A 24237-nucleotide genomic window follows, 5' to 3' on the forward strand; every position below is an offset into this window, starting at 1 on the left:
CATTAGCGTGCCCGGATGACAGAAATTCCGCAGCGGCGGCAATGCGATACAAGCCGAGCGCCAATCGGCGTGTCGACCCAAGGCGCGACTTGTCCGAGCTTGGCACTCGGCGCCGTGTGAGCTGCGTTTCGGCGCGCAGGCGATGCAGTTCGAGTCAGATGTAGACGCCTGCAGCTACCGTCCGTAGCTCACCACCATTCGCGCGCTGCCGAGCGTGGCGGTGCCGATTTCGTGATCGAACATGAGCGCCGGGCGCCCTTGAGCGAGGCGCAGGTCCGCGCTGCTCAGCGCATAAACGGTGACGACGTAGCGATGAGGTTTTCCGGGTGGCGGGCAGGGGCCACCGTAGCCGTCGATATCGAAATCGTTGCGTGCTTCGACCGCGCCGAGTTTCTTCAGGAAGCCCGACGAGCTGGCGTTTTCCGGCAAGCTGTCGACGGTAGCGGGAATCGCCGCCACGGCCCAGTGCCACCAGCCGCGGCCAGGCGCGTCCGGGTCGAATACCGTGACCGCAAAGCTGCGCGTTCCAGCCGGCGCATCGTGCCACGTCAATTGCGGCGAGCGATTGCCGCCTTTGCAGTCGTCCTGATCGAAAACCTGAGCCGCATCCACGGTACCGCCCGCGCGGAAGTTGGAGCTGGTCAGCGTGAACACACCCTCGGCAGATGCGTCAGGACAATGCGCCGCGAATAGCGCGAGACCCAGCATCGCGCAGGTGAGGAACGGCATACGACGGAATGGCGAAGCAAGCGAAACAACCAGGCAACGCGAGCGCATGTGCCGGTTCTCCTGTCAGGGCGCGAGGGTTGTCCTCGCGAGGATTATTGTCCCTATTTTGTGCCCCAGGGTCGAATCAAGTCTAACATTCGCTTTGCGACGGATCATTGTTGCTGGCGACGGGCTTGGCGGACGCGAAATCGGCTATAGTCCGAGGAAATATTCGCGCGAATATAGGCGCGTGCCCGATCGGTTCAAGTACCAAGAATAGAAAGGCATGTCAGAAGTTTTGGAGAGTGGTTTATCTGTCGAGGGGAGGGCAATGCAAGATCCAGTCAGGGTCGTGGTCGCCGACGACCATCCGGTGATTCTGTTCGGCGCCGAACAAGCTTTGCTCAAGTTTCCAGGCCTGCAGGTCGTCGCGCGCGCGCGACAGTCAACCGAACTGGTGAAGGTGCTGCAAACCGTTGCGTGCGATGTGCTTGTCACGGATCTGGCCATGCCAGGCGGCCAGTACGGTGACGGTTTGCCGTTGATCGGTTATCTGCGCCGCAATTTTCCCGACCTTCCCATCGTTGTGCTGACGATGCTGGAAAACGCCGCGTTGCTCAAACGCTTGAGCGAGCTCGGCGTGACGTCGGTCGTCAACAAATCGGACGATCTGAGCCACATTGGGCTCGCGGTGCAGCACGTCAGCCGCAACCTGGAATACATGAGCCCGTCGGTCAAGGCGTCGCTCGATACGCTGCGCATGAATGCCGGCGGTAAGAACGAAGATGTGATGCTGTCGCGGCGCGAACTCGAGGTGGTGCGCCTGTTCGTGGCCGGCATGACGATCAAGGAGATTGCGGAGCAACTCAATCGCAGCATCAAGACGATCAGCACGCAGAAGAACACGGCGATGCGCAAGCTCGGCATCGATCGCGATTCGGAGTTGTTCCAGTACGCGCAGAGCAACGGCTTGCTGAATCTCTCGTCGCATTCGGTCGGCGATACCGGGAGCACATCCTAGTCGCGCTCAACTCTTCGCCCGGTTGGGGGAGATCGATGCGAGATCAATGAAAAAGGCCGCCTGTCTTATCGACAGGCGGCCTTTTCATTCCATCCGGGTCAAGCAGTTGCGCTTACTGCGGCGTTGCGTTGGCGCCGCCGTGTGCCGCGGACCACTCAGCCGGTGCGTGCAGGAATTTTTCTACTTCGTCGAGCGTCTTGCTGTCGAAGTAGTTGTTGGCCTTGGCGACCCGCAACACATCCCACCACGTGGCAAGCGCGTGCAGATCGACGTCGATGTCTTTCAGCACCGACACGCTTTCCTTGAAGATGTTGTAGTGGAACAGCACGAAGCAATGGTTCACCGTTGCGCCGGCAGTGCGCAGCGCGTTGATGAAGTTGATCTTGCTGCGGCTGTCCGTGGTCAGGTCTTCGACCAGAAGGACGCGTTGACCTTCGGTCAGCAAACCTTCGATCTGCGCGTTGCGGCCGAAACCCTTCGGCTTCTTGCGCACGTATTGCATCGGCACCATCAGGCGGTCGGACAGCCATGCCGCGAAAGGGATGCCGGCGGTTTCGCCACCGGCCACCGCGTCGATCTGCTCATAGCCGACGTCGCGCAGAATGGTGGCCTCGGCCATTTCCATCAGGCCACGACGCACGCGCGGATACGAGATCAGCTTGCGGCAGTCGATATAAACCGGGCTCGCCCAGCCGGACGTGAAAATGTACGGTTTCTCCGCGTTGAAGTGCACTGCTTGCACTTCCAGCAGCATCTTGGCGGTCGTGTCGGAGATCGTCTGGCGATCGAAGCCTGTCATGGGCGGATCCTTGGGTGTGAGCGAGGAGAAGCGGGCGCGAGGCCCGGTGGCGCAGCAAGCTGGGTATACCGCGCCATGATGGGCGGCGCCTTGATAGGCAAATACGCAACTGGTCAGTGGAGTGCAGGCCAGTTTTTGCTGCGCGCGTAGCCCGACATTTTACCCGAAATGGGCCCTCCCGAGGAGGCCGTCGTGCGTGCCGGCAGCGAATGACGGTCATAACGGCCGCGCTGAACAGGGCGTGCGCGGTTCGTCGAGAGCCGTATTGCTGCTGCTTTCCGGGCTGTTTTTCGGCCCGCTTTTTGGCTTGCTTGTGAGCGGTCTGGCGCGCCTTTACACTCACGCGAATTTGCTGGGCGGTCTTGCCGGCTTGCCGCCTCCACGTCCTACGGAATGCTTTCAATGACTGTCGCTTCTTCTGCCACCGAGACCCGTGAACCTGCCCGGAGCGGCTATGCCGGCCGCGCGCTGATCGCGTCGGTGCTCGGTTACGCGATGGACGGCTTCGATCTGCTGATCCTCGGTTTCATGCTGCCGGTAATTGCCGCGGATCTGCATCTGAGTTCCGCGCAAGCCGGTTCGCTCGTCACCTGGACGCTGATCGGCGCGGTAGCCGGCGGCCTGATCTTCGGCGTCTTGAGCGACTATTTCGGCCGCGTGCGAATGTTGACGTGGACGATTCTGATCTTCGCCGTCTTCACCGGACTGTGCGCGCTGGCGCAGGGTTATACCGACCTTCTGGCGTATCGGACCATTGCAGGCATTGGCCTCGGCGGCGAGTTCGGTATCGGTATGACGCTGGTGGCCGAAGCGTGGCCGGCGTCGCAGCGGGCGCGCGTCTCCTCCTATGTCGGGCTGGGATGGCAACTCGGGGTGCTGGCGGCGGCGTTGCTGACGCCTTTGCTGCTTCCTGTAATCGGCTGGCGCGGCATGTTTGCGCTTGGATTGCTGCCTGCCGTGGTGTCGTTCGTCGTGCGGCGTCGCGTTGAGGAGCCGGCGCTGTTCACCGAGCGTGTCGCACGTGGAATGCGCAAGCTGCCGCTGAAATTGCTGGTGGCCGACGGACGCACTACGCGCGCCAGCGTCGGCGTCGCGATTCTCTGTTCAGTACAGAACTTCGGCTATTACGGTCTGATGATCTGGCTTCCGAGCTATCTGTCGAAGACGTTCGGTTATTCGCTGACCAAGTCCGGCGTGTGGACCGCCGTGACGGTGCTCGGCATGGCGTGCGGCATCTGGCTGTTCGGCATGGCGGCCGACCGTTTCGGCCGCAAGCCGACGTTCCTGTTCTACCAGGTGGGCGCGGTGGTGATGGTATTCGTCTACGCCCATCTGACCTCGCCGATGGCGCTGCTGATCGGCGGCGCGGCGATGGGCGTGTTCGTCAACGGGATGATCGGCGGCTATGGCGCACTGATCTCCGAGCTTTATCCGACCGATGCGCGCGCCACTGCGCAGAACGTGCTGTTCAACGTCGGCCGTGCGGTCGGCGGTTTTGGGCCGGTGGTCGTAGGCGCACTGGCCGCACGCTATTCGTTCGGCGCCGCGCTCGCGTTGCTCGCGTCGATCTATCTGCTCGATATCTTCGCGACACTCATTCTGATCCCGGAACGACGCGGCGCCGAGCTCGAATGACACGTGCGTGACTCACGCCTGACCCATGCTTGACCTCGGCATGCGGTACGTGCGGCCATCCGCTCAATGGCCGTCGGATGCGGCGCTGCAGCATTGCTGGCCGGTGTTTCGCCGATGGCGAGCCATGTTAACCACTCAGTGCATCGACGCATTCGGGGTGTACACTAACCGACCCGCGTAGCACTCCGCACCGTCTTGCCCTCCGCCGAGGTTCGACGCCGCGCCCAACCGGCGCATGCGAAAACCGCCGCAGTCGATTATCCATTCGATAGACGTACGCGACGCCAACGGTGCAGTGTGCCGGGCCCAATTACTTACGTCTCGCAGGCTAAAAAATGGACGAACAACTTAAGCAAAGCGCTCTCGCCTACCACCAGTTTCCGAAGCCCGGCAAGATTTCGGTTACGCCCACCAAGCCACTGTCGAACCAGCTCGACCTGTCGCTCGCGTACTCGCCGGGTGTCGCCGCGGCTTGCATGGCGATCTACGAAGACCCGCTCGACGCGCAGAAGTACACCTCGCGCGGCAACCTGGTCGGCGTGATCACGAACGGTACGGCCGTGCTCGGTCTCGGCAATATCGGCCCGCTCGCCGCGAAGCCGGTAATGGAAGGCAAGGGTTGTCTGTTCAAGAAGTTCGCCGGCATCGACGTGTTCGACATCGAACTCAACGAGTCCGACCCGGACAAGCTGGTCGAAGCGATCGCGATGCTCGAGCCCACGCTGGGCGGTATCAATCTCGAAGACATCAAGGCGCCTGAGTGCTTCTACATCGAAAAGAAGCTGCGTGAGCGCATGAAGATTCCGGTCTTCCACGACGATCAGCACGGCACCGCGATCATCGCTTCGGCGGCAATCCTGAATGGCCTGAAAGTGGTCGGCAAGAAGCTCGACGAAGTGAAGCTGGTGTGTTCGGGCGCGGGCGCAGCGGCAATCGCGTGTCTGGATCTGCTGGTCAATCTGGGCCTGTCGAAAAAGAACGTGCTGGTCACGGACTCGAAGGGCGTGATCTACGAAGGCCGCGGCAATCTGGATCCGTCGAAGGAACGTTACGCGGCGAACACTGAAGCGCGCACGCTGGCTGACGCGATTCGCGGCGCCGACGTGTTCCTCGGTTGCTCGAGCGCCGGTGTGCTGAAGCCGGAAATGGTCGTCGAAATGGGCACCCGGCCGCTGATTCTGGCGCTCGCGAATCCGGAACCGGAAATCCGCCCGGAAGAAGCGAAGAAGGTGCGTCCGGACTGCATCATCGCGACGGGCCGTTCGGACTACCCGAACCAGGTCAACAACGTGCTCTGCTTCCCGTTCATTTTCCGCGGCGCGCTGGATGTCGGCGCAACCACGATCACGGAAGAAATGAAGCTCGCGTGCGTGCGCGCGATTGCGGAGCTGGCGGAAGAAACCGACCAGGGCGATGAAGTTGCCAAGGCGTACGAAGGCCACTCGCTCGAATTCGGCCCGGAATACCTGATTCCGAAACCGTTCGATCCGCGCCTGATCATCAAGATCGCGCCGGCTGTCGCGCAAGCCGCGATGGATTCGGGCGTCGCAACCCGTCCGATCAAGGACATGGACGCGTATCGCGAAGAACTCGGCACCACCGTGTACCGCACCGGCATGGTGATGCGTCCGGTGTTCGCTGCTGCGAAGTCGGAGCCGGCGCGTATCGTGTTCGCCGAAGGTGAAGACGAACGCGTGCTGCGCGCCGCGCAATTTGTGCTGCTGGAAAAGATCGCCAAGCCGATCCTGGTCGGCCGTCCGTCGGTGATCGAGATGCGTTTGAAGAAGATGGGCTCGAAGCTGAAGTGCGGTGAAGACTTCGAAGTCGTCGATCCGGAAGACGATCCGCGTTATCAGCAATGCTGGCAGGCGTATCACGAACTCGGCGCGCGCGAAGGCGTCACGCCGGACGTCGCGAAGGCCGCGATGCGCAAGTTCAACACGCTGATCGGCGCGATCCTCGTGCGCCTGGGCCAGGCCGATGGCATGATTTGCGGGATGATCGGCCAGTACCACGCGCATCTGAAGTTCATCGAACAGGTGCTGGGTAAGGCAGACAACGTGCAGAACTTCGCTGCCATGAACCTGCTGATGTTGCCGGGCCGCAATCTGTTTATCTGCGATACGTACGTGAACGAAACGCCGACCGCCGAACAGCTCGCCGACATGACGATGCTGGCTTCGCGCGAAATCGAAAAGTTTGGCATCACGCCGAAGGTTGCGTTGCTGTCGAATTCGAATTTCGGCAGCGCGCCGTCTTCGTCGTCGCAACGTATGGCGGCAGCTCGCAAGCTGATCGCTGAACGTGCGCCTTCGCTCGAGATCGACGGTGAGATGCACGGCGACGCGGCGTTGTCGGAAGCAGTCCGCAAGGCTGCGTTCCCGGGCACGACGCTGACTGGCGAAGCGAACCTGCTGATCATGCCGAACGTGGAAGCGGCGAACATCACGTACAACCTGCTGAAGATGATCGGCGGCGAAGGCGTGACGGTTGGTCCGTTCCTGCTGGGCGCTGAGAAGCCGGTGCACATCCTGACGCCGGCTGCGACCGTGCGCCGGATCATCAACATGACGGCGGTGGCTTCGGCAAACGCACGCAAGGGGTGAACACGCAGTAATGCGGATAGGTTGATGGTTGAAGCTGCGCCGCGTGGATTGCGGCATTTGCGGTAAGCCTGTGAGAACGCCACGGAAGTTGATTCCGTGGCGTTTTTTTATGTGTGCGTTTTTATGCTGATGGCCGTTGGTCTGAGAAGTTCTTAGGCATCTAAGTGGATTTTAAGAATGCTCCGATTCGATTCGCTGTGACACTTTTGTAAAGTTACTTCTGAGGCGCGGCACTACGCGGTGGCAACGGAACAGTCGGCAGGTCAATCCTTTGCATCGAGTCTGACGTTGCGCTTCCTCTTGTGTTGAGAAGTTTGTAGTGGCGGTAACAGTAGTTCTGATGGTGAAGACAGTAGTACCAATGGGTTGCAGTACTGGTAGTAAGTGTGTGTTGTAGTTGGTAGCAGTAGCAGTAGCAGTTGGTAGTTGGTAGTTGGTAGTTGGTAGTTGGTAGTTGGTAGTTGGTAGTTGGTAGTTGAAGTAGCAGTGGGTAGTTGCAGCAAGATTTCGTAGTTGTAGTAGCTGTCTGGTAGTTGTTTGTTTTTGGTTGGTTGTTGTTGTGTTGTTGGAAGGAGCAGTACCGCTTGTTCTTGTACACACGCATCATGTGTCGAAACAGGCAAAAAAAGGCGACTGTCCGCGAGGACAGCCGCCTTTTCCATTGCGGGCCAATGTCAGCCAGTCAAGCCGGCAAGATCACGCTGCGTGCTGCGATTTCCCCGTTTCCGGCGAACGCCAGCGCGTCAGCAAGTCGTTCCATTTGACCCGCACACCCTTCAGATTGTTTTCCTTCACGTGCCCGTAACCGCGGATGCCGTCCGGTAGATTCGCCAGTTCGACGGCTAGTTCACGCTTCTGCACGGTCAGGCCGCTGATCAGCTCGCGTACCAGTGCTTCATACTCAACGATCAGCGCACGCTCAGTGCGACGCTCTTCCGTCTTGCCGAATACGTCGAGCGCCGTCCCACGCAGGAACTTGAGTTTTGCGAGTACGTGCATGGCGCTGAACACCCACGGTCCGTACTTCTTCTTCACCAGATGGCCTTGTGCGTCTTTCTTCGAGAACGTCGGCGGCGCGAGGTGAATGTGCAGCTTCCAGTCGCCTTCGAAATTCGCCTTCAGTTTTTCGATGAACGCGGGGTCGCTGTAGAGCCGTGCGACTTCGTACTCGTCCTTGTAGGCCATCAGCTTGTGCAGATTCTTCGCGACTGCTTCGGTCAACGGTAACTGGCCATCGATCGAATCGAGTGCCGATTCCGCCACGCGCACTTGCGACACCAATGCACGATAACGGTCCGCATAAGCGGCGTCCTGATACGCGGCAAGATAGTCAGCGCGCTTGTCGATCAGCGTGTCGAGCGCCTTCGGTGTGTGCAGCGAGATGATCTTGCTGCTCGTCGTTTCCGCCGCGGCACCGCGCCCTTGCGAGTGCGCGAGCGTGCGCACCGAAGCCAGATCGTGCGCGGCACGACGGCCCCATTCGAATGCCGCACGATTCTTCTCGATCTGCACGTTGTTCAGCTCGATTGCGCGCATCAGCGATTGATACGTCAGCGGCACCCAGCCGCGTTGCCATGCGTAGCCGAGCACGAACGGATTCGTGTAGATCGCATCGCCGAGCAGGGCGACGGCGAAGTGATTCGCGTCGACCATATCGACACCGTCGTCGCCCGCACCGGCACGCACGTCCGCTTCGGTGCTGCTGCCGGGGAAGCGCCAGTTCGGGTTCTTGATCAGCTCAGCCGTCGGCGTGTGCGCGCTATTGAGCACGACGCGGGTGCGGCCCACCTGCATCCGCGAAACGCATTCGTCGCTGGCGGTCACGATCGCGTCGCAGCCGATCACGAGACTGGCTTCGCCCATTGCGATGCGGGTCGCGTGAATATCGCCCGGGTTCTGGGCAATCTGCACGTGGCTCATCACGGCGCCGCCCTTTTGCGCGAGGCCGGTGACGTCGAGTACCGTGACGCCCTTGTTTTCCAGATGCGCCGCCATGCCGAGCAAGGCACCGATCGTTACGACACCCGTGCCGCCGACGCCCGTTACCAGCACCCCATAAGGGCGCGCGATCGACGGTAGTTCGGGTTCCGGCACCGGCGGCATCGCGTCGCCGACAATGCCAGAAGCCGCCTTCGGCTTGCGCAACTGACCCCCTTCGACGGATACGAAGCTCGGACAGAACCCGTTCACGCACGAGAAGTCCTTGTTGCAGGTCGACTGATTGATCTGGCGCTTGGTGCCGTACTCGGTATCGAGCGACTCGACCGACAAGCAATTCGACTTCACCGAGCAATCGCCGCAGCCTTCGCACACCGCTTCGTTGATCACGACACGGCGCGCCGGATCCGGATATGTGCCGCGTTTCCTGCGGCGGCGTTTCTCAGTCGCGCAGGTCTGGTCGTAGATCAGGATCGTGGTGCCGGAAATCTCGCGAAGCTGACGCTGAACTTCATCGAGTTTGTCGCGATGGTGAATGTCGATGCCGGGGGCGAGACCGACGTTCGCGTTGTACTTCTCCGGTTCATCGGTGACGATCACGATCTTCGTCGCGCCTTCGGCGGCGAGTTGATGCGTAATCTGCGGCACGGTCAGCACGCCGTCGACCGGTTGGCCGCCCGTCATCGCGACCGCGTCGTTATAGAGAATCTTGTAGGTGATGTTCGCCTTCGAGGCGATCGCCGCGCGAATCGCGAGCAGACCCGAGTGGAAGTAGGTGCCGTCCCCGAGGTTGGCGAACACGTGCTTATCGTTGGTGAACGGCGCCTGGCCGATCCACGCGACGCCTTCGCCGCCCATCTGGCTGAAGGTGCTGGTGCTGCGGTCCATCCACACGGTCATGTAGTGGCAGCCGATACCGGCCATCGCACGCGAACCTTCCGGCACGTTCGTCGATGTGTTGTGCGGGCAGCCGGAACAGAACCACGGCTTGCGCTCGGCTTCGACGCGCGGACGCGCCAGCGCTTTTTCCTTTGCTTCGATGACCGCGATGCGTGCCGCAATGCGCGCACGCACGTCGGACGGCAGATCGAACTTGTCGAGCCGCGTGGCGATCGCCTTGGCGATGATCGCCGGCGAGAGTTCGTAGTGCGCCGGCAGCAGCCAGTTGCCCATCGGCACGGACCATTCGCCACCCGCGCCGTCCTTTTCGTCGAACTTGCCGAACACGCGCGGACGCTGTGCATCGGGCCAGTTGTACAGTTCTTCCTTGATCGCGTATTCGAGAATCTGGCGCTTTTCTTCCACCACCAGGATTTCATCGAGACCACGTGCGAAGGCTTGCGCACCTTGCGCCTCGAGCGGCCATACACAGCCGACCTTGTACAGACGGATACCGATGCGCGAGCAGGTTTCGTCGTCGAGACCGAGATCGGTCAGCGCCTGACGCACGTCGAGGTATGCCTTGCCGCCGGTCATGATGCCGAATCGCGCGTGCGGCGAGTCGATTTCGACGCGGTCCAGTTTGTTCGCGCGCACGTAGGCGAGCGCCGCGTACCACTTGTAGTCGAGTAGACGCGCTTCCTGCACCAGCGGCGGATCTGGCCAGCGGATGTTCAGGCCGCCTTCGGGCATGGCGAAGTCGTCCGGCAGAATGATTTTCGTGCGGTGCGGATCGATATCGACCGAAGCCGACGATTCGACCACGTCGGTCACGCATTTCATCGCGACCCACAGGCCGGAGTAGCGGCTCATCGCCCAGCCGTGCAAGCCGAAATCCAGATATTCCTGCACGTTCGATGGAAACAGCACCGGCAGGCCGCATGCCTTGAAGATGTGTTCCGACTGGTGTGCGAGTGTCGAGGACTTGGCGGCGTGGTCGTCGCCGGCGAGCACGAGAACGCCGCCGTGTTGCGCCGAGCCGGCCGAATTGCCGTGCTTGAAGACGTCACCGGAACGGTCGACGCCCGGGCCTTTGCCGTACCACATCGAGAACACGCCATCGTACTTGGCGCTCGGGTACAGATTGACCTGCTGTGAACCCCACACGGAGGTCGCCGCGAGGTCTTCGTTGACGCCGGGCTGGAACACGACTTGGTGCGCGGCGAGATGCTGCTTCGCTTTCCACAAGGATTGGTCGAGTCCGCCGAGTGGCGATCCGCGGTAACCGGAGATGAAGCCGGCGGTATTGAGCCCGGCCGCCCGGTCGCGTTCCTGCTGCAGCATCGGCAGACGAACCAGCGCCTGGATGCCGCTCATGTACGCGCGGCCGCGTTCGAGGGTGTATTTGTCGTCGAGCGTGACGGAAGATAGCGCGGCTTCGAGCGAGGCTCGCTGACCTGCGTCTAGCGGGGCATTCATTATGTGTACTCCTCCAACCAGTTTGGGATCACCAAAACTTTTTTTGGCCGCGGCATCTTGTGAACGCTTGGGGCCGGGGTCGCCATATTGACGTGTTTTAAGTGATGGTAGCACTGGTGAAAACCCGCCGCAGCGCGCCAGAAATACGACATCACGACATCGCAGCGCGGGACTTGCGCTGAACGCGTCGGGTGACTTACCGCAGTGCAATCCCCCTGTAACAAGCTGTAAAAACTACAAATGTGGGGAACCGCAGTTGAAATGTCTGTCTAACACCCCACCTGCGAGCAATGTCTGCGCAACGCTCCGCATTCGGTGGAGCTTCAGGACAGCAGGGCAGTTAGAAAAGGAGTACGCATGAACACTAGAAACATCCAGACCTTCCTGATGGTTTCGGCCGCATTCTTCGCCATGAGCGCGCCGGTGCGCTCGAGTACAGGCTCGAACAGCGCAGGGACGCTGTCGAACGCGATCACCAGCACGGCGCAGGTCGCGCCGGCACGCATTGCGGTGGAGCGCATTGCACGATCCACAAAGGCCGACGAGGAAGACCAGAATTCGTGATGCATCGCTGAAGCGGCGTATCGGTTGAAAATTGGCCGTCGTCTGGGCTTCGGACCGCGGCATAAACGACGAAGGGCGAGGATCGCAAGATCTTCGCCCTTTTTTATGTCTCCCAGATTCCGCGTGGACCGCTAGCCGTTGGCCGCTAGTCGTTAGGCCTTGTCCTGGACCACGCCACGGCGAATCTGATCCAGCTCGATCGATTCGAACAGAGCCTTGAAGTTGCCCTCGCCGAATCCCTGATTGCCCTTGCGCTGGATGATCTCGAAGAAGATCGGCCCGATCTGGTTTTCGGTGAAGATCTGCAGCAGCAAATCGTCGGGTGCGCCGTCGATCAGGATCTTGCGCTTGCGCAATTCGTCGAGCGGCTCGCCGTGGTTCGGCACGCGGCGATCAACGAGTTCATAGTACGTGTCGATCGTATCGAGCAACGAGATGTTCGCCGCGCGCAAACCGTCCACCGTGCGGTAGATGTCGTTGCTGCCCAGCGCGATGTGCTGGATGCCTTCGCCGTGGTACTGGTCCAGATACTCCTGGATCTGACCGGCTACGTCTGAGCCTTCCTCATTGATCGGAATGCGGATTTTGCCGCACGGCGAGGTCATTGCCTTCGATTTCACGCCGGTCACTTTGCCTTCGATGTCGAAGTAACGCACTTCCCGGAAATTAAACAGACGCTCATAGAACTCCGCCCATTCCTGCATGCGGCCGCGATGGACGTTGTGCGTCAGGTGGTCGATGTAGGTCAGACCGTGGCCGACAGGGTTTGGATTCGCGCCCGGAATCGGTTCGAAGTCGACGTCGTAAATATCGATGTTGCCGATCGTGCTCGGCTCAGCACCGTTCTTGCCGCGCCAGCGGTCGACAAAATAGATCAGCGAGTCGCCGATGCCCTTGATTGCCGGGATGTTCAGTTCCATCGGGCCGGTCTTGTTGTCGAAGCCCCAGGCGCCTTTTTCCAGAGCCTGCTGGTAAGCCTTCGCCGCGTCCTGCACACGGAACGCGATGGCGCAGATCGACGGGCCATGCAGGCGCGTGAAGCGTTGCGCGAACGAATCTTGTTCCCCGTTAACGATGAAGTTGATTTCACCCTGGCGATACAGCGTCACGTCTTTGTGACGATGCCGGGCGACGGCGGTGAAGCCCATCTGTTCGAACAGCTTGCCGAGCGCCTTCGGATCCGGTGCGGTGTATTCGATGAATTCGAAGCCGTCCGTGCCGACTGGGTTTTCCCAAGTTGAAACCTGCATTGTCTGTCTCCATTGAGCGCCGGCGCGGGGTGTGCGAGTTAGCGCGACTGAATGAGGCAAGTGTAAAGGCCGGCTGGCGATGAAAACTTGCGAACTTAATCGTGTGCCGATACGCTTGAGCTATTTTCTAGCTCAATTTTTAAAACGGACGGCAGAAAATGGCCAAAATAGAGATAGACGCCATCGACAGGCGCATTCTGGCGATCCTTCAGGCGAATGGCCGGCTGTCGAATCAGGAGATCGCGGAGCGCATCAACCTGTCGCCGAGCCCGTGTCTACGGCGTATCCGTCGACTGGAAGAGAGCGGGGTGATTCGCGGCTATGTCGCGTTGCTCGATGCGCAAAAGCTTGGGCTTGATCTGCTCGCCTACGTCAACGTGCGGCTGGAAAAGCGCAGCGGTCCGGGGCTCAGTCCGCGTGGCGACACTACGCATGCCGATCTGTTTCGCGCGGCAGTGCAGACGTGGCCGGAGGTGGTCGCATGTCACGCGATGACGGGCGACATGGATTACCTGCTGAGAGTGCAGGTAGAGGATATGGCGCACTTTTCACGCTTCGTGCAGGACCAGTTGCTGCACCATCCCTCTGTCATCGACGTGAAGACGAGCTTTTCGCTCGAGAAGTTCAAGGAGACGACGGCACTGCCGATTTTGTGAGGGCCGACCGTGGTCAGTCGACGAACAAACAAAAAGGGCGGCCAGAAGGCCGCCCTTTTTGTTCTTCGCCCAAGCGCAAACCGGTTAAGCGGCCTCTGCTGCCGGCATAAACGACTCGAACAACTTCGACGCCTGACGTGCCTGGCGCTTGAGTGCGTAGTCGAACACGGCGGCTTGCTCCTGCAGCATTTCGGCGATGATGCTCGTCTGATCCGCCGGCGACAGCGTCAGATAGGCATCTGCCTCGCCGTACGCGTATTCGATCTTCATGCCGGCCTTCTTCGCGATGTGCATCATGGTCGAATTGCGCGACAGGCAATGCATGTAAAGCGTGGTGACGTGCGTATTGCGGCTGCGGATGGCGGCGCGCTCGAAGAGCTTCGAGCCAATACCTTGCCCGCGGACGCTTTCCAGCACCGACACGCCGAATTCAGCGGTGCGCTTGTCGCCTTCGGCCGGCAGATACGCCAGATGGCCGACGCCGGTGAGCTGCAACTGACTGTCGAACACGCCGAAGACCGTGTCGCGCGTGAAATCGATCGCGCGGACGTAGTTTTCAATGACGTGGTTCGGTACGACCTGGCCGAAGCGCAGAAGGCGGTCGTCTTCGCCGAGCGCGAGGAAGTGGGTCAGCAGTCGTTCGCGATCGATGGCGGTGAGCTCACGGACCAGAGCAGGCGCACGACCGCCTGGCTGCAATGGACGATCGTGTGCAACGATCGGCTCAGCGGCGCGGGGTGTAATCATGTTCATGGTCGGGTTCTCCTTTTAATCGAGCGGCATGGTGCACCGCAAAAACGATTTTAGCGGATATGCCGATTCCGCACTAGGGAAAACCCGTATCAAAAACTGAGGGCAGTGTCTAGAAAGTTAGCGCCCTATTTTTAATGCATTGATTATTAAAGAAAAATAAATTGAACGAGCGTTCGTGACAAGTTGTCGCGCCTAGACAACTCGTGGCAATTATTTCCTCTGAGCAATGCTGCCGTGCGCAATCAGCCTTGGGCAGAACTTAGTCCGTGATCCACCATATCGACCACCTGCTCGGCGAATTCCCGGTAACCCATCCGGCCGTCCGGCTTGAGCCAGGTGAACGTCCAGTTGATCATGCCGAACACCATCATCGTTAGCGCGGTCTGGTTTTCGCGAGTGGCGCGTTCCGGATAGGCGCGCGCCAGTTGCCGCGCAAATGCCGCGACAACATCGCGCTGGCGGTTCAGGATGACTTCGCGCTGGGTATCGACCAGATACTTCACGTCGTTCAGGAGCGCGACATGCCGGCTGTGCGACGTCTCGTACTCGGAGAGAAACGCCCGGATCAGCTCGGCGAACGTGTCCCGCTCGGACAGCCCGCGGCGTTGGCTCGCGCCTTCCACCTCCGCGATGATCAGCATCAGCCGCTTCGTGTAGCGGTCCAGCAGATCGAACAGGATCGCTTCCTTGCTCGCGTAATAGTGGTACAGGCGCGCTTTCGAGGTACCGCTCGCGGCCGCGAGATCGGCCATCGAGGTGCTCGGGTAGCTGGTCTGGGCGAATTTCTCCGCTGCGAGTTCGAGAATCTGGTCGCGTTGGGTTTCGTGGTCGGGGGCTCGGGTGCGGGCCATGGTCGTCTATTTTATTAGTGTGGACAGGGGGCAAGCGCCGCAGACAGCTCCAGCGTGCGCCATGCGCTTGCGTCGCCACGCAGCTTGATGCGACGGGTTACGGCCAGTTCGCGGAAGCGCCACAGCACGATGCTGTCGCTCACCAGATAAAAGAGTTCAGCGGTCATCAGTTCCGCGGCAACGCGCGCGGCGGGCTGCCAGTCGCCCGTGGCGTGCTCGAGAATCAGCGCGTCCAGGTCGGCGAAGTTGCCGCTCGTGAACGTGTTGTCGCGCCAGCGGCGCGTTTCGCCGTTCGCGTGCTTGGCTTCCTGCCATTCGAGTGCGAGCCGGCTGATGCGCAGAACCGAAATCGGCGCTGCGTCGTCCAGACGCCCTTGCAGGACAGTCGGCGCGAACATGCCGACGGACGTCGCGCGATCTTTGCGGCTGTGCGCCCAGGCGCCCGGATCGGTTAGGTCGCGAATCGACAGGCGCACTTCGTTCAGCCGTTGCGGGCTGTTGCGCAGGTGATAGCACACGCGGCGCAGCATCAACTGATCGGCTGCGCTTTCGCCGTGCCAGACCACCAGATTCGCGTCGCCCCGCGCGATGTTCTCCAGCGCTGACGCCTGCTCGCGGAATTCGCGAAGAAAATTGCGCCTCGTGTCCGCGCTGACACGGTCCCAGAACTCGGCTCGCACGTCGGGGCCGTCGTCGATGCCGCGCAATGGACCGACCGCCAGATCGTCGCGCAGTGCGTGCACGCGATCGTCGCGGTTCGCCTCGGCTAGCGCGGCGCGCAGTGATTCGGCGGCGACATCGCCGTTGGTGAGGTGGATGGTGCTCATCGGCAGTGGCTTGGGCTGGCAAAAAACGCAAATGACGAAAGGGGCCGCTCATCGATCGGGACAGATGTCCGATCGCGAGCGGCCCCTAGTGTAAGCGCATCGCGGACCTGCTGAAAGCGTTGCGGGCGCCGCATGGCCACCCGCCGCGCTCGACTCAACGCTCGTCGTAACTCACCACCACGCGATCGCTGATCGGATGGCATTGGCAGGTCAGCACGAAACCGTCGCGGATTTCGTGTTCTTCCAGGGTGTAGTTCTTTTCCATCTTGACCTCGCCCTCGAGCACCTTTGCGCGGCAGGTGCAGCAGACGCCGCCCTTGCACGCATACGGCAGCGCGAGGCCGGCACGCAAGCCGACGTCGAGCACGCTCACGCCCTGATACGGCAGGCGCAGCTTGCGCCTTTTCCCGTCGAGGACGATTTCGAGGTCGGCGGCCGGGGTGTCGTCGGTGATTTCGACGGGCGGCACGCCCGCTTGCGGCAGCGGCGAACCGAAGCGCTCCACATGCACTTTCTCCGAAGGCACGCCCGCGGCTTTCAACGCGGCCTCGGCCGCATCCATCATCGGGCCGGGGCCACAGATGAAGGCTTCGTCGATGGCATCGGCCGGCAGCAGGTTGTCGATGAAGGCGGCGCACTTCTCCTGGTCGAGTACGCCGTTGAACAGCTCAACGTCCTGCAAGTCGTCCGACAGCACGTGATAGAGCACGAAGCGGTTCATGAAGCGGTTCTTCAGATCCTCGAGCTCTTCCGCGAACATGATCTGATCGACGCTGCGGTTGCCGTACACCAGCGTGAAGGTGCTGCGCGGCTCGACTTCCAGCGTGGTCTTGATGATCGCGAGCACCGGCGTGATGCCCGAGCCGCCGGAGAATGCGATGTACTGCTGGCCCTGGTCGGCATTGAGATGCGTGAAGAAGCGGCCGTCCGGCGTCATCACGTCGATGGTGTGGCCGGGTTGCAGCGTGTCGAATGCGAAGTTCGAGAAACGCCCGCCGCGCACGCGCTTGATGCCAATGCGCAGTTCGCCGTCGCGGTCGTAATCGGTGACGCCGACGCAGATCGAGTACGAACGGCGCGTTTCCTCACCGTCGATGTGCGTTTTCAGCGTGACGAACTGGCCTTGCGTGAAGCGATAGTGGTCGCGCAGTTCGACAGGGACGTCGAAGGCGACCGAGACCGCGTCGGCGGTTTCGGGCCGCACTTCGCGGATACGCAGCGGATGAAATTGCGGGGTAGCCATATCAGTATGGTTTGAAGTAGTCGAAGGGTTCGCGGCAGTCGATGCAGCGGTACAGGGCCTTGCAGGCCGTCGAGCCGAATTGCGCGAGACGCTCGGTGTGCGCTGACCCGCAACGGGGGCAGGACGGCGCCGGCAGCGCGCGCGGCATGAAGCGCAGCACTTTTTCCTGCGGCGGCGCGGCTGAACCGCAATTGCCCGTGGGCGGCGCGATGCCATAGGCGCGCAATTTCTCGCGCGCTTCCGCAGTGATCCAGTCGGTGGTCCAGGCTGGCGCCAGCACAGTGGCGATCCGATACGGCTTCAGTTCAGCCACATCGAGCGCATGGGCGACGTCTTCGGCGATCTGCGACATCGCCGGGCAACCGGAATAGGTCGGCGTGATCACGACTTCGAGCGTGCCGTCGGCGGCGCGGCGCACGTCGCGCAGAATGCCGAGTTCACGAATCGATACCACCGGAATTTCCGGATCAGGCACCGTTTCGAGCACGGCCCATGCGCGCTCGAGCGTGGCGTCGGCGGTGGGCATGGCAGTCGAGGTCGTCATCGTAAAGTTCCGTTGGGTTCCGGTTGAGCGCTCGGGTGCGTGCTCAGGTGCGTGTTCAGGTGCGTGCTTACCAGGTGGCGCCGGGATGCTGGCGCGCGAGGCTTTGCATTTCGGCCAGCACGAAGCCCATGTGCTCCGAGTGCTCGCCATGCTTGCCGGCCGTGATGTGCTTGACCGCTTCGGGGAGCTTGAGCGTGGCCTGGTCGAGCGTGGTCTGGACGTCTTCGAGCCATGCTGCCTCGAGATCCGACGTCAGCGGCCCGATGCCGGCGGCGGTGATGGTTTCTTCCACTGCGTCGGCGCTGAAAAACTCGCGTGTGTACGGCAGCAGATAGTCCAGCGCGGCCTGCGCGCGACGATGCGATTCGTCCGTGCCGTCGCCAAAACGAATCAGCCATTCGCTCGCGTGGTGCACGTGATAGCTGGTTTCCTTGATCGACTTCGAGGCGATCGCGGCAAGCTGTTCATCCTTCGACGTAGTGAGGGCAGTCCACAGATGCGCCATCAGCGTCGAATACAGGAAATTGCGCACGATCGTAACCGCATAGTCCTTCTCGGCTTGCGCGGTGCCAGCGAGCGGACCGTAATGTGGCAACTCGGCCAGCGTGTAGTTGGCGAACTCACGTTCCGCGCGGAAGTATGCGTAGTCGTCTTCCGTGCGGCTTTTGCCTGTGAGCTGCTGTTCCAGCGAGGCGGCGTGCGTGTACAGCAGGCGCGCCTGGCCGATCAGATCCAGACTCATGTTCGACAGAGCGATGTCCTCTTCGAGGATCGGGCCGTGACCGCACCACTCGGCATTGCGCTGACCGAGGATCAGCGCGGTGTCCGCGAGGCGCAGCACGTACTGCAGATGTTGGGGCGTGATGGTCATGGCCGCGCTTACATGTGGTTGACTTCGTCGGGGAGCGTGTAGAACGTCGGGTGGCGGTAAATCTTGTCGCCAGCCGGTTCGAACAGCTCAGCCTTGTCTTCCGGCGCAGACGCCGTGATCGCCGACGACGGCACCACCCAGATACTCACGCCTTCCTGGCGGCGCGTGTAGACGTCGCGCGCCATACGCAGCGCCATCGGCGCGTCGGCGGCATGCAGGCTGCCGCAGTGTTTGTGGTCGAGTCCCTGCTTGCTGCGCACGAAGACTTCCCAAATCGGCCATTCCTTGTTCATCGCTGATCTCCTGATACTTTGTCTTGCTTGTCGCCGCCCTTAGGCAGCCTGCTGTTGTGCGCGCTGGCGCTGCTTTTCGGCGTGGGCGAGGGCTGCTTCGCGTACCCAGGCGCCATCGTCGTGTGCTTTCACGCGGGTCGCGAGACGTTCGCGGTTGCACGGGCCGTCGCCATTCACGACGCGCCAGAATTCTTCCCAGTCGATGTCGCCGTAGTCGTGCTGGCCGCGCGCTTCGTTCCACTTCAGGTCCGGGTCCGGCAGCGTGACGCCGAGGACCTTGGCCTGGTCGACGGTGGCGTCGACGAATTTCTGGCGCAGATCGTCGTTCGAGACGCGCTTGATGCCCCATTTCGACGACTGGTTGCTGTGGATCGAGTCTTTGTCGCTCGGTCCGAACATCATCAGCACCGGCCACCACCAGCGGTTCACGGCTTGCTGGACCAACTCGCGTTGCGCTTCGGTGCCGCTCATCATCGACATCAGCGCGTCGAAGCCCTGGCGCTGATGGAACGACTCTTCCTTGCAGATGCGGATCATCGCGCGGGCATAAGGGCCGTAAGTGCAGCGGCACAGCGGAATCTGATTCATGATCGCCGCGCCGTCCACCAGCCAGCCGATCACGCCGACGTCCGCCCACGTAGGCGTCGGGTAGTTGAAGATGCTCGAATATTTGGCTTTGCCCGAGTGCAATGCGGCGATCAGCTGATCGCGCGACACACCGAGCGTTTCGGCCGCGCTATATAGATAGAGGCCGTGGCCGGCTTCGTCCTGCACTTTGGCCAGCAGGATCGCCTTGCGCTTCAGGCTGGGCGCGCGGGAGATCCAGTTGCCTTCCGGCAGCATGCCGACGATTTCAGAATGCGCGTGCTGCGAGATTTGCCGGACCAGGGTCTTGCGGTAGGCCTCAGGCATCCAGTCCTGCGCTTCGATCTTGCCGTCGGCGGCCATGACCGCGTCGAATTGCGACTGCTCGGGCGAACTCGCTGCCGCGTCGAGTGGGGCGACATTGCCGGGGATATCCAGGGATTGCGTGTACATGGGGACGCTCTCAGCGGAAGTTGTCTGTGTGTGCGCAGTATAAACCAACCGACCGGTCGGTTAATAAATTTTTTGAGAAGAATGGCTCTTTTCGATAGGGATACCTTGGGTTCGTCGCCGGGTGTTTCGCGAGCGTCGCCGCCCCGCGCCGACACATAACCTATAAAATTGCGAATTGGCCGCGATTTGCGGCCTTCATGCATCCCCCGGTACTCATGTTACGTCTAAGCGAAATTAAACTCCCGCTCGATCACCCCGAAAGCGTTCTCGAAGCCGCCGTCCGCGCGCGCCTCGCTGAACTCGGCGTGGGCGAGGACGGGCTCATCCGGTACACCGTGTTCCGCCGCGCGCACGACGCCCGCAAGCGCACCGACATCAAGCTCACCTACATCGTCGACGTCGAGGTGAAGGATGAAGCGGCCGCGCTTAAGCGGCTCGCCGACGTACCTCACTGCGCTGTGACGCCGGACATGACGTACCGTTTTGTCGCCAAAGCGCCGGCGCAGATGACTTCCCCGCGCCCGGTTGTGATCGGCATGGGGCCGTGCGGCCTGTTTGCGGGGCTGATCCTCGCCCAGATGGGTTTTCGTCCGATCATTCTCGAGCGCGGCAAGGCCGTGCGCGAGCGCACCAAGGATACTTTCGGGTTGTGGCGCAAGTCGGTGCTCAATCCTGAATCGAATGTGCAGTTCGGTGAAGGCGGCGCGGGTACGTTCTCGGACGGCAAGCTTTACAGCCAGATCAAGGATCCGAAGCACTACGGCCGCAAGGTGCTCGATGAATTCGTCCGCGCGGGTGCGCCGGAAGACATTCTCTATCTGAGCCGGCCCCATATCGGCACGTTCCGCCTCGTCAGCATGGTCGAAAAGATGCGCGCGACCATTCACGAGCTGGGCGGCGAGGTGCGCTTCGAGACGCGGGTCGAGGATATCGAAATCGAGCAAGGCAAGGTGCGCGGGCTCAAGCTGTCGACGGGCGAGCATTTGCGCTGCGACCACGTGGTGCTGGCGGTCGGCCATAGCGCGCGCGATACCTTCCAGATGTTGAGCGACCGCGGCGTCTATATTGAGGCGAAGCCGTTTTCGCTCGGTTTTCGGATCGAACATCCGCAAGGCTTGATCGATCGCAGCCGTTTCGGCAAGTTCGCGGGCCACAAGCAACTGGGCGCCGCCGACTATAAGGTTGTGCACCACTGCAGCAATGGGCGCGCGGTTTATAGCTTCTGTATGTGTCCTGGCGGCACGGTGGTCGCGGCGACCTCGGAGCCGGGCCGCGTGGTGACCAACGGCATGAGCCAGTACTCACGGGCCGAGCGCAATGCCAACGCCGGGATTGTCGTCGGCATCACGCCGGAGGACTATCCGGGCGGCCCGCTCGCCGGCATTGCGTTCCAGCGCAAATGGGAAGAGCGGGCGTTCGAGCTGGGCGGCGGCAACTATATGGCGCCGGGCCAGCTGGTCGGCGACTTTATTGCCGGGCGGCCGTCTACTTCGCTGGGTTCGGTGGTGCCGTCCTATAAACCGGGCGTGCATCCCACGGATCTCAGCACGGCGCTGCCGGATTACGTGATCGAAGCGATCCGCGAAGCGTTGCCGCAGATGGATAAGAAGATTGCTGGTTTTGCCATGCACGACGCGGTGTTGACGGGTGTTGAGACGAGAACGTCGTCGCCGATTCGCGTGCGGCGCCGGGATGACTATCAGAGCATGAATGTCGAGGGCTTGTATCCGGCCGGTGAGGGCGCGGGGTATGCCGGCGGGATCTACTCGGCCGCCATCGACGGGATCGAAGTGGCCGAAGCGCTTGCGTTGGAGATGGTTGGGGTGTCGGCGGCGGCTTGATGAGTGATGGGTCTGTCTGTGCGAGTGCCGAATGGCTGAGGCGGTGGCGGGTTCATGTGGGCGGAGCGCTATGCATCGTCATGCGGAATGACTGTCTCGTGGAAATCGCGCCGTGAGTCCCGCTGAGGGCTCTCTAGTGCAGGGCGAGCTGAATACGTACGGTTGTGCGCGGTTCGCCAAATACCCATACCGCCGCTCGCGGTACATTCGGCGCCGCGGCCCTGCGACCAGGCGCGGGTGATCGCACGATGGCGGTCGCGCGGTCCGCCGCGACAGCGATGGCGATCGGGCACAATACACGTTTCGCCTCGAACTGACCACCCGAATGACCATTCGCACTCTGGCTGCCGCATGTAGCGCGGCGCTGCTTTGCCAATTCGCCGTTTCCCCGACTGTTTTTGCCGCCGATGCCCCGACGCACTGGGTCACCACATGGGCGACGGCGTTGCAACCCATTCCGCAACGGTCGGATTTGCCGCCCCTGTATCGCGCCCCCGAGGTCGCTGGGCGAACGGTGCGCCAGATCGTCTATCGAAGTGGCCGAAGCGCTTGCGTTGGAGATGGTTGGGGTGTCGGCGGCGGCTTGATGAGTGATGGGTCTGTCTGTGCGAGTGCCGAATGGCTGAGGCGGTGGCGGGTTCATGTGGGCGGAGCGCTATGCATCGTCATGCGGAATGACTGTCTCGTGGAAATCGCGCCGTGAGTCCCGCTGAGGGCTCTCTAGTGCAGGGCGAGCTGAATACGTACGGTTGTGCGCGGTTCGCCAAATACCCATACCGCCGCTCGCGGTACATTCGGCGCCGCGGCCCTGCGACCAGGCGCGGGTGATCGCACGATGGCGGTCGCGCGGTCCGCCGCGACAGCGATGGCGATCGGGCACAATACACGTTTCGCCTCGAACTGACCACCCGAATGACCATTCGCACTCTGGCTGCCGCATGTAGCGCGGCGCTGCTTTGCCAATTCGCCGTTTCCCCGACTGTTTTTGCCGCCGATGCCCCGACGCACTGGGTCACCACATGGGCGACGGCGTTGCAACCCATTCCGCAACGGTCGGATTTGCCGCCCCTGTATCGCGCCCCCGAGGTCGCTGGGCGAACGGTGCGCCAGATCGTCTATCCGACGCTGTCCGGTAAAACCGCACGAGTCCATCTCAGCAACGAGTACGGCAAGACGGCGCTCGTCATCGACGAGTTGCGCATTGCGCGCTCGGCTGGCGGCGCGGCAGCGCTGGGCAGTGGGGAGGCGCGCGTCACGTTCGGCGGCAAGAGTTCAGTGAGCGTACCGCCGGGCGCAGAGTTGGACAGCGACCCGGTCGCAATCGACATCGCCGAGGGCGCACCTTACGCGATCAGTGCGTTCATGGGGCCGGAACAACGGATCGTGGCATGGCATCGGGTCTCGAATCAGCTGAATTACGTTTCTGCACCGGGCAATCACACTGCCGATACTTCCGCTGACTCGTTTCGCGGCCGGTTCACGCAATACGTATGGGTGACGGGTTTGTCGGTGGATGCGCCGTCATCGGCCGCTGTTGCCGCGATCGGTGATTCGATCACCGACGGTATGCGCTCGAGCCTGAATCAGAACCGGCGCTGGCCGGACGCGCTGGCTCGCCGGTTCGCCAGCACTGGCGACCACTCGACGGCGATCGTTAATCTTGGCATCAGCGGCAATCGCTTGTTGAGCGACTCGCCCTGTTACGGCGACGCGCTTGTCCGGCGTTTCGACAAGGACGTGCTGGAGCGCCCGGGCGTCAAGACGGCGATTCTGCTGATCGGAATCAATGACATCAACTTCGCGGAGATGCCGGCGCGTAGCGGCCTCGACTGCGACTTTCCCCATACCTCGGTGACAGCCGCCGACCTGATCGCCGGCTACCAGCGAGTGATTGCCGACGCACGGCATCGTGGCGTGAAGGTGTTCGGCGCAACTTTGACGCCTGCATCGCTGCCGGCGCCGCGGGAGACTATCCGCTTGGCGGTCAACCAGTGGATTCGAAGCAGCCATGCTTTCGACGGTGTTGTCGATTTCGACGCTGCGCTACGCGACCCGGCGCAACCGAGTCGTCTGCAGCGCGCCTTTGACAGTGGTGACCATATTCATCCCAGCGACGCTGGGTACACCGCAATGGCCGAAGCGGTTCCGGTGGCTGCTGTAGTGAATTCAACCCGGAAGTGAGTCGCCAAAAAAAGATTTTCGTCAAACCCTTGTCACATGACTGATGTTCGCCTATAGTTCGCCTCCTCGTTTGCGAACGAGGGCCGCGGCGGAAACCAGCGGCCGTAGCGTCAACAAGGTTTTAAGCGAAAGCGGAAAAATGTTGTTGACAAAGCGAAAAAGAGCCTTCATAATCTCGTTTCTCTGCTGCTGATGCAGCGACGCAGAACGAAGCGGTGCCGGGTGGTTGAAGTGGGCGGCGCTTCGGTAGTGAATGCGGA

At 61.5% G+C, this 24237-nt stretch carries 20 protein-coding genes and 1 pseudogene; 8 read left to right on the forward strand and 13 right to left on the reverse strand.

Going from position 1 to position 24237, the window contains the following annotated elements; genetic code table 11:
• Positions 1 to 174 precede the first annotated feature (174 nt).
• Entirely contained in the window at positions 175 to 777 is a 603-nt protein-coding gene (locus tag BM438_RS28255) for a YbhB/YbcL family Raf kinase inhibitor-like protein (RefSeq protein ID WP_093641080.1), read from the reverse strand.
• A gap of 262 nt (positions 778 to 1039) precedes the next feature.
• Between BM438_RS28255 and BM438_RS28260 the strand changes: the two genes are divergently transcribed.
• On the forward strand, positions 1040 to 1729 hold the full coding sequence (locus BM438_RS28260; protein WP_093641083.1) for a response regulator: 690 nt from the start codon (positions 1040 to 1042) through the stop codon (positions 1727 to 1729).
• Between the two features lie 112 nt (positions 1730 to 1841).
• On the opposite strand, the gene BM438_RS28265 is transcribed toward BM438_RS28260, so the two are convergent.
• Positions 1842 to 2528: an orotate phosphoribosyltransferase gene (locus tag BM438_RS28265; RefSeq protein ID WP_054043249.1), complete on the reverse strand. Its 687-nt coding sequence runs from the start codon at positions 2526 to 2528 to the stop codon at positions 1842 to 1844.
• A gap of 402 nt (positions 2529 to 2930) precedes the next feature.
• Between BM438_RS28265 and BM438_RS28275 the strand changes: the two genes are divergently transcribed.
• Together BM438_RS28275 and BM438_RS28280 are read left to right on the forward strand one after the other, a co-directional pair.
• Positions 2931 to 4163 carry an MFS transporter gene (locus BM438_RS28275; protein WP_093641089.1) on the forward strand — a complete coding sequence of 411 codons (1233 nt, stop codon included), beginning with the start codon at positions 2931 to 2933 and terminating at the stop codon, positions 4161 to 4163.
• Positions 4164 to 4498: 335 nt separating this feature from the next.
• Positions 4499 to 6769 (forward strand): NADP-dependent malic enzyme, encoded by a 2271-nt coding sequence (locus BM438_RS28280; protein ID WP_093641092.1) that lies wholly within the window; start codon positions 4499 to 4501, stop codon positions 6767 to 6769.
• Between the two features lie 696 nt (positions 6770 to 7465).
• On the opposite strand, the gene BM438_RS28290 is transcribed toward BM438_RS28280, so the two are convergent.
• Positions 7466 to 11065: an indolepyruvate ferredoxin oxidoreductase family protein gene (locus tag BM438_RS28290; RefSeq protein ID WP_093641098.1), complete on the reverse strand. Its 3600-nt coding sequence runs from the start codon at positions 11063 to 11065 to the stop codon at positions 7466 to 7468.
• A 357-nt stretch (positions 11066 to 11422) separates the two neighbouring features.
• On the opposite strand from BM438_RS28290, the gene BM438_RS28295 reads away from it, so the two are divergent.
• Positions 11423 to 11629 (forward strand): hypothetical protein, encoded by a 207-nt coding sequence (locus BM438_RS28295; protein WP_093641101.1) that lies wholly within the window; start codon positions 11423 to 11425, stop codon positions 11627 to 11629.
• A 152-nt stretch (positions 11630 to 11781) separates the two neighbouring features.
• On the opposite strand, the gene hppD is transcribed toward BM438_RS28295, so the two are convergent.
• Positions 11782 to 12879: a 4-hydroxyphenylpyruvate dioxygenase gene (hppD, locus tag BM438_RS28300; RefSeq protein WP_093641104.1), complete on the reverse strand. Its 1098-nt coding sequence runs from the start codon at positions 12877 to 12879 to the stop codon at positions 11782 to 11784.
• A 158-nt stretch (positions 12880 to 13037) separates the two neighbouring features.
• Between hppD and BM438_RS28305 the strand changes: the two genes are divergently transcribed.
• Complete coding sequence (locus BM438_RS28305; RefSeq protein WP_093641107.1) at positions 13038 to 13535, forward strand: Lrp/AsnC family transcriptional regulator; 498 nt, start codon at positions 13038 to 13040, stop codon at positions 13533 to 13535.
• Positions 13536 to 13619: 84 nt separating this feature from the next.
• Here BM438_RS28305 and BM438_RS28310 read toward each other — a convergent pair whose 3' ends face one another.
• The 8 genes from BM438_RS28310 to paaA form a co-directional block, all read right to left on the reverse strand.
• On the reverse strand, positions 13620 to 14288 hold the full coding sequence (locus BM438_RS28310) for a GNAT family N-acetyltransferase (RefSeq protein ID WP_093641109.1): 669 nt from the start codon (positions 14286 to 14288) through the stop codon (positions 13620 to 13622).
• Between the two features lie 242 nt (positions 14289 to 14530).
• Positions 14531 to 15139 (reverse strand): TetR/AcrR family transcriptional regulator, encoded by a 609-nt coding sequence (locus tag BM438_RS28315; protein ID WP_093641112.1) that lies wholly within the window; start codon positions 15137 to 15139, stop codon positions 14531 to 14533.
• A 14-nt stretch (positions 15140 to 15153) separates the two neighbouring features.
• On the reverse strand, positions 15154 to 15966 hold the full coding sequence (locus BM438_RS28320) for a DUF1835 domain-containing protein (RefSeq protein WP_093641115.1): 813 nt from the start codon (positions 15964 to 15966) through the stop codon (positions 15154 to 15156).
• Positions 15967 to 16120: 154 nt separating this feature from the next.
• A complete protein-coding gene (gene paaE / locus BM438_RS28325; protein WP_093641118.1) occupies positions 16121 to 17209 on the reverse strand; it encodes a 1,2-phenylacetyl-CoA epoxidase subunit PaaE in 1089 nt (362 codons plus the stop codon).
• Position 17210: 1 nt separating this feature from the next.
• Positions 17211 to 17753 (reverse strand): 1,2-phenylacetyl-CoA epoxidase subunit PaaD, encoded by a 543-nt coding sequence (paaD, locus tag BM438_RS28330; RefSeq protein WP_093641120.1) that lies wholly within the window; start codon positions 17751 to 17753, stop codon positions 17211 to 17213.
• Positions 17754 to 17820: 67 nt separating this feature from the next.
• Positions 17821 to 18624: a 1,2-phenylacetyl-CoA epoxidase subunit PaaC gene (gene paaC / locus BM438_RS28335; protein ID WP_093641123.1), complete on the reverse strand. Its 804-nt coding sequence runs from the start codon at positions 18622 to 18624 to the stop codon at positions 17821 to 17823.
• 8 nt (positions 18625 to 18632) lie between these two features.
• Positions 18633 to 18917: a 1,2-phenylacetyl-CoA epoxidase subunit PaaB gene (gene paaB / locus BM438_RS28340; protein ID WP_007179854.1), complete on the reverse strand. Its 285-nt coding sequence runs from the start codon at positions 18915 to 18917 to the stop codon at positions 18633 to 18635.
• A gap of 39 nt (positions 18918 to 18956) precedes the next feature.
• A complete protein-coding gene (gene paaA / locus BM438_RS28345; RefSeq protein WP_093641126.1) occupies positions 18957 to 19955 on the reverse strand; it encodes a 1,2-phenylacetyl-CoA epoxidase subunit PaaA in 999 nt (332 codons plus the stop codon).
• A 215-nt stretch (positions 19956 to 20170) separates the two neighbouring features.
• Between paaA and BM438_RS28350 the strand changes: the two genes are divergently transcribed.
• From BM438_RS28350 to BM438_RS28360, 3 genes and pseudogenes are all read left to right on the forward strand, one after another.
• Entirely contained in the window at positions 20171 to 21796 is a 1626-nt protein-coding gene (locus tag BM438_RS28350) for an NAD(P)/FAD-dependent oxidoreductase (protein ID WP_093641129.1), read from the forward strand.
• Positions 21797 to 22121: 325 nt separating this feature from the next.
• Positions 22122 to 22346: pseudogene (locus BM438_RS46335) on the forward strand (SGNH/GDSL hydrolase family protein); the annotation flags it as partial.
• A 362-nt stretch (positions 22347 to 22708) separates the two neighbouring features.
• Positions 22709 to 23977 (forward strand): SGNH/GDSL hydrolase family protein, encoded by a 1269-nt coding sequence (locus tag BM438_RS28360; protein ID WP_093641132.1) that lies wholly within the window; start codon positions 22709 to 22711, stop codon positions 23975 to 23977.
• A 51-nt stretch (positions 23978 to 24028) separates the two neighbouring features.
• Here the strand turns inward: BM438_RS28360 and BM438_RS45895 are convergent.
• Positions 24029 to 24237 (reverse strand): hypothetical protein (locus BM438_RS45895; protein ID WP_208620712.1); only part of this gene is annotated, 209 nt, incomplete at its 5' end.

It is taken from the genome of Paraburkholderia aspalathi (genome assembly GCF_900116445.1).
GTDB lineage: Bacteria > Pseudomonadota > Gammaproteobacteria > Burkholderiales > Burkholderiaceae > Paraburkholderia > Paraburkholderia aspalathi.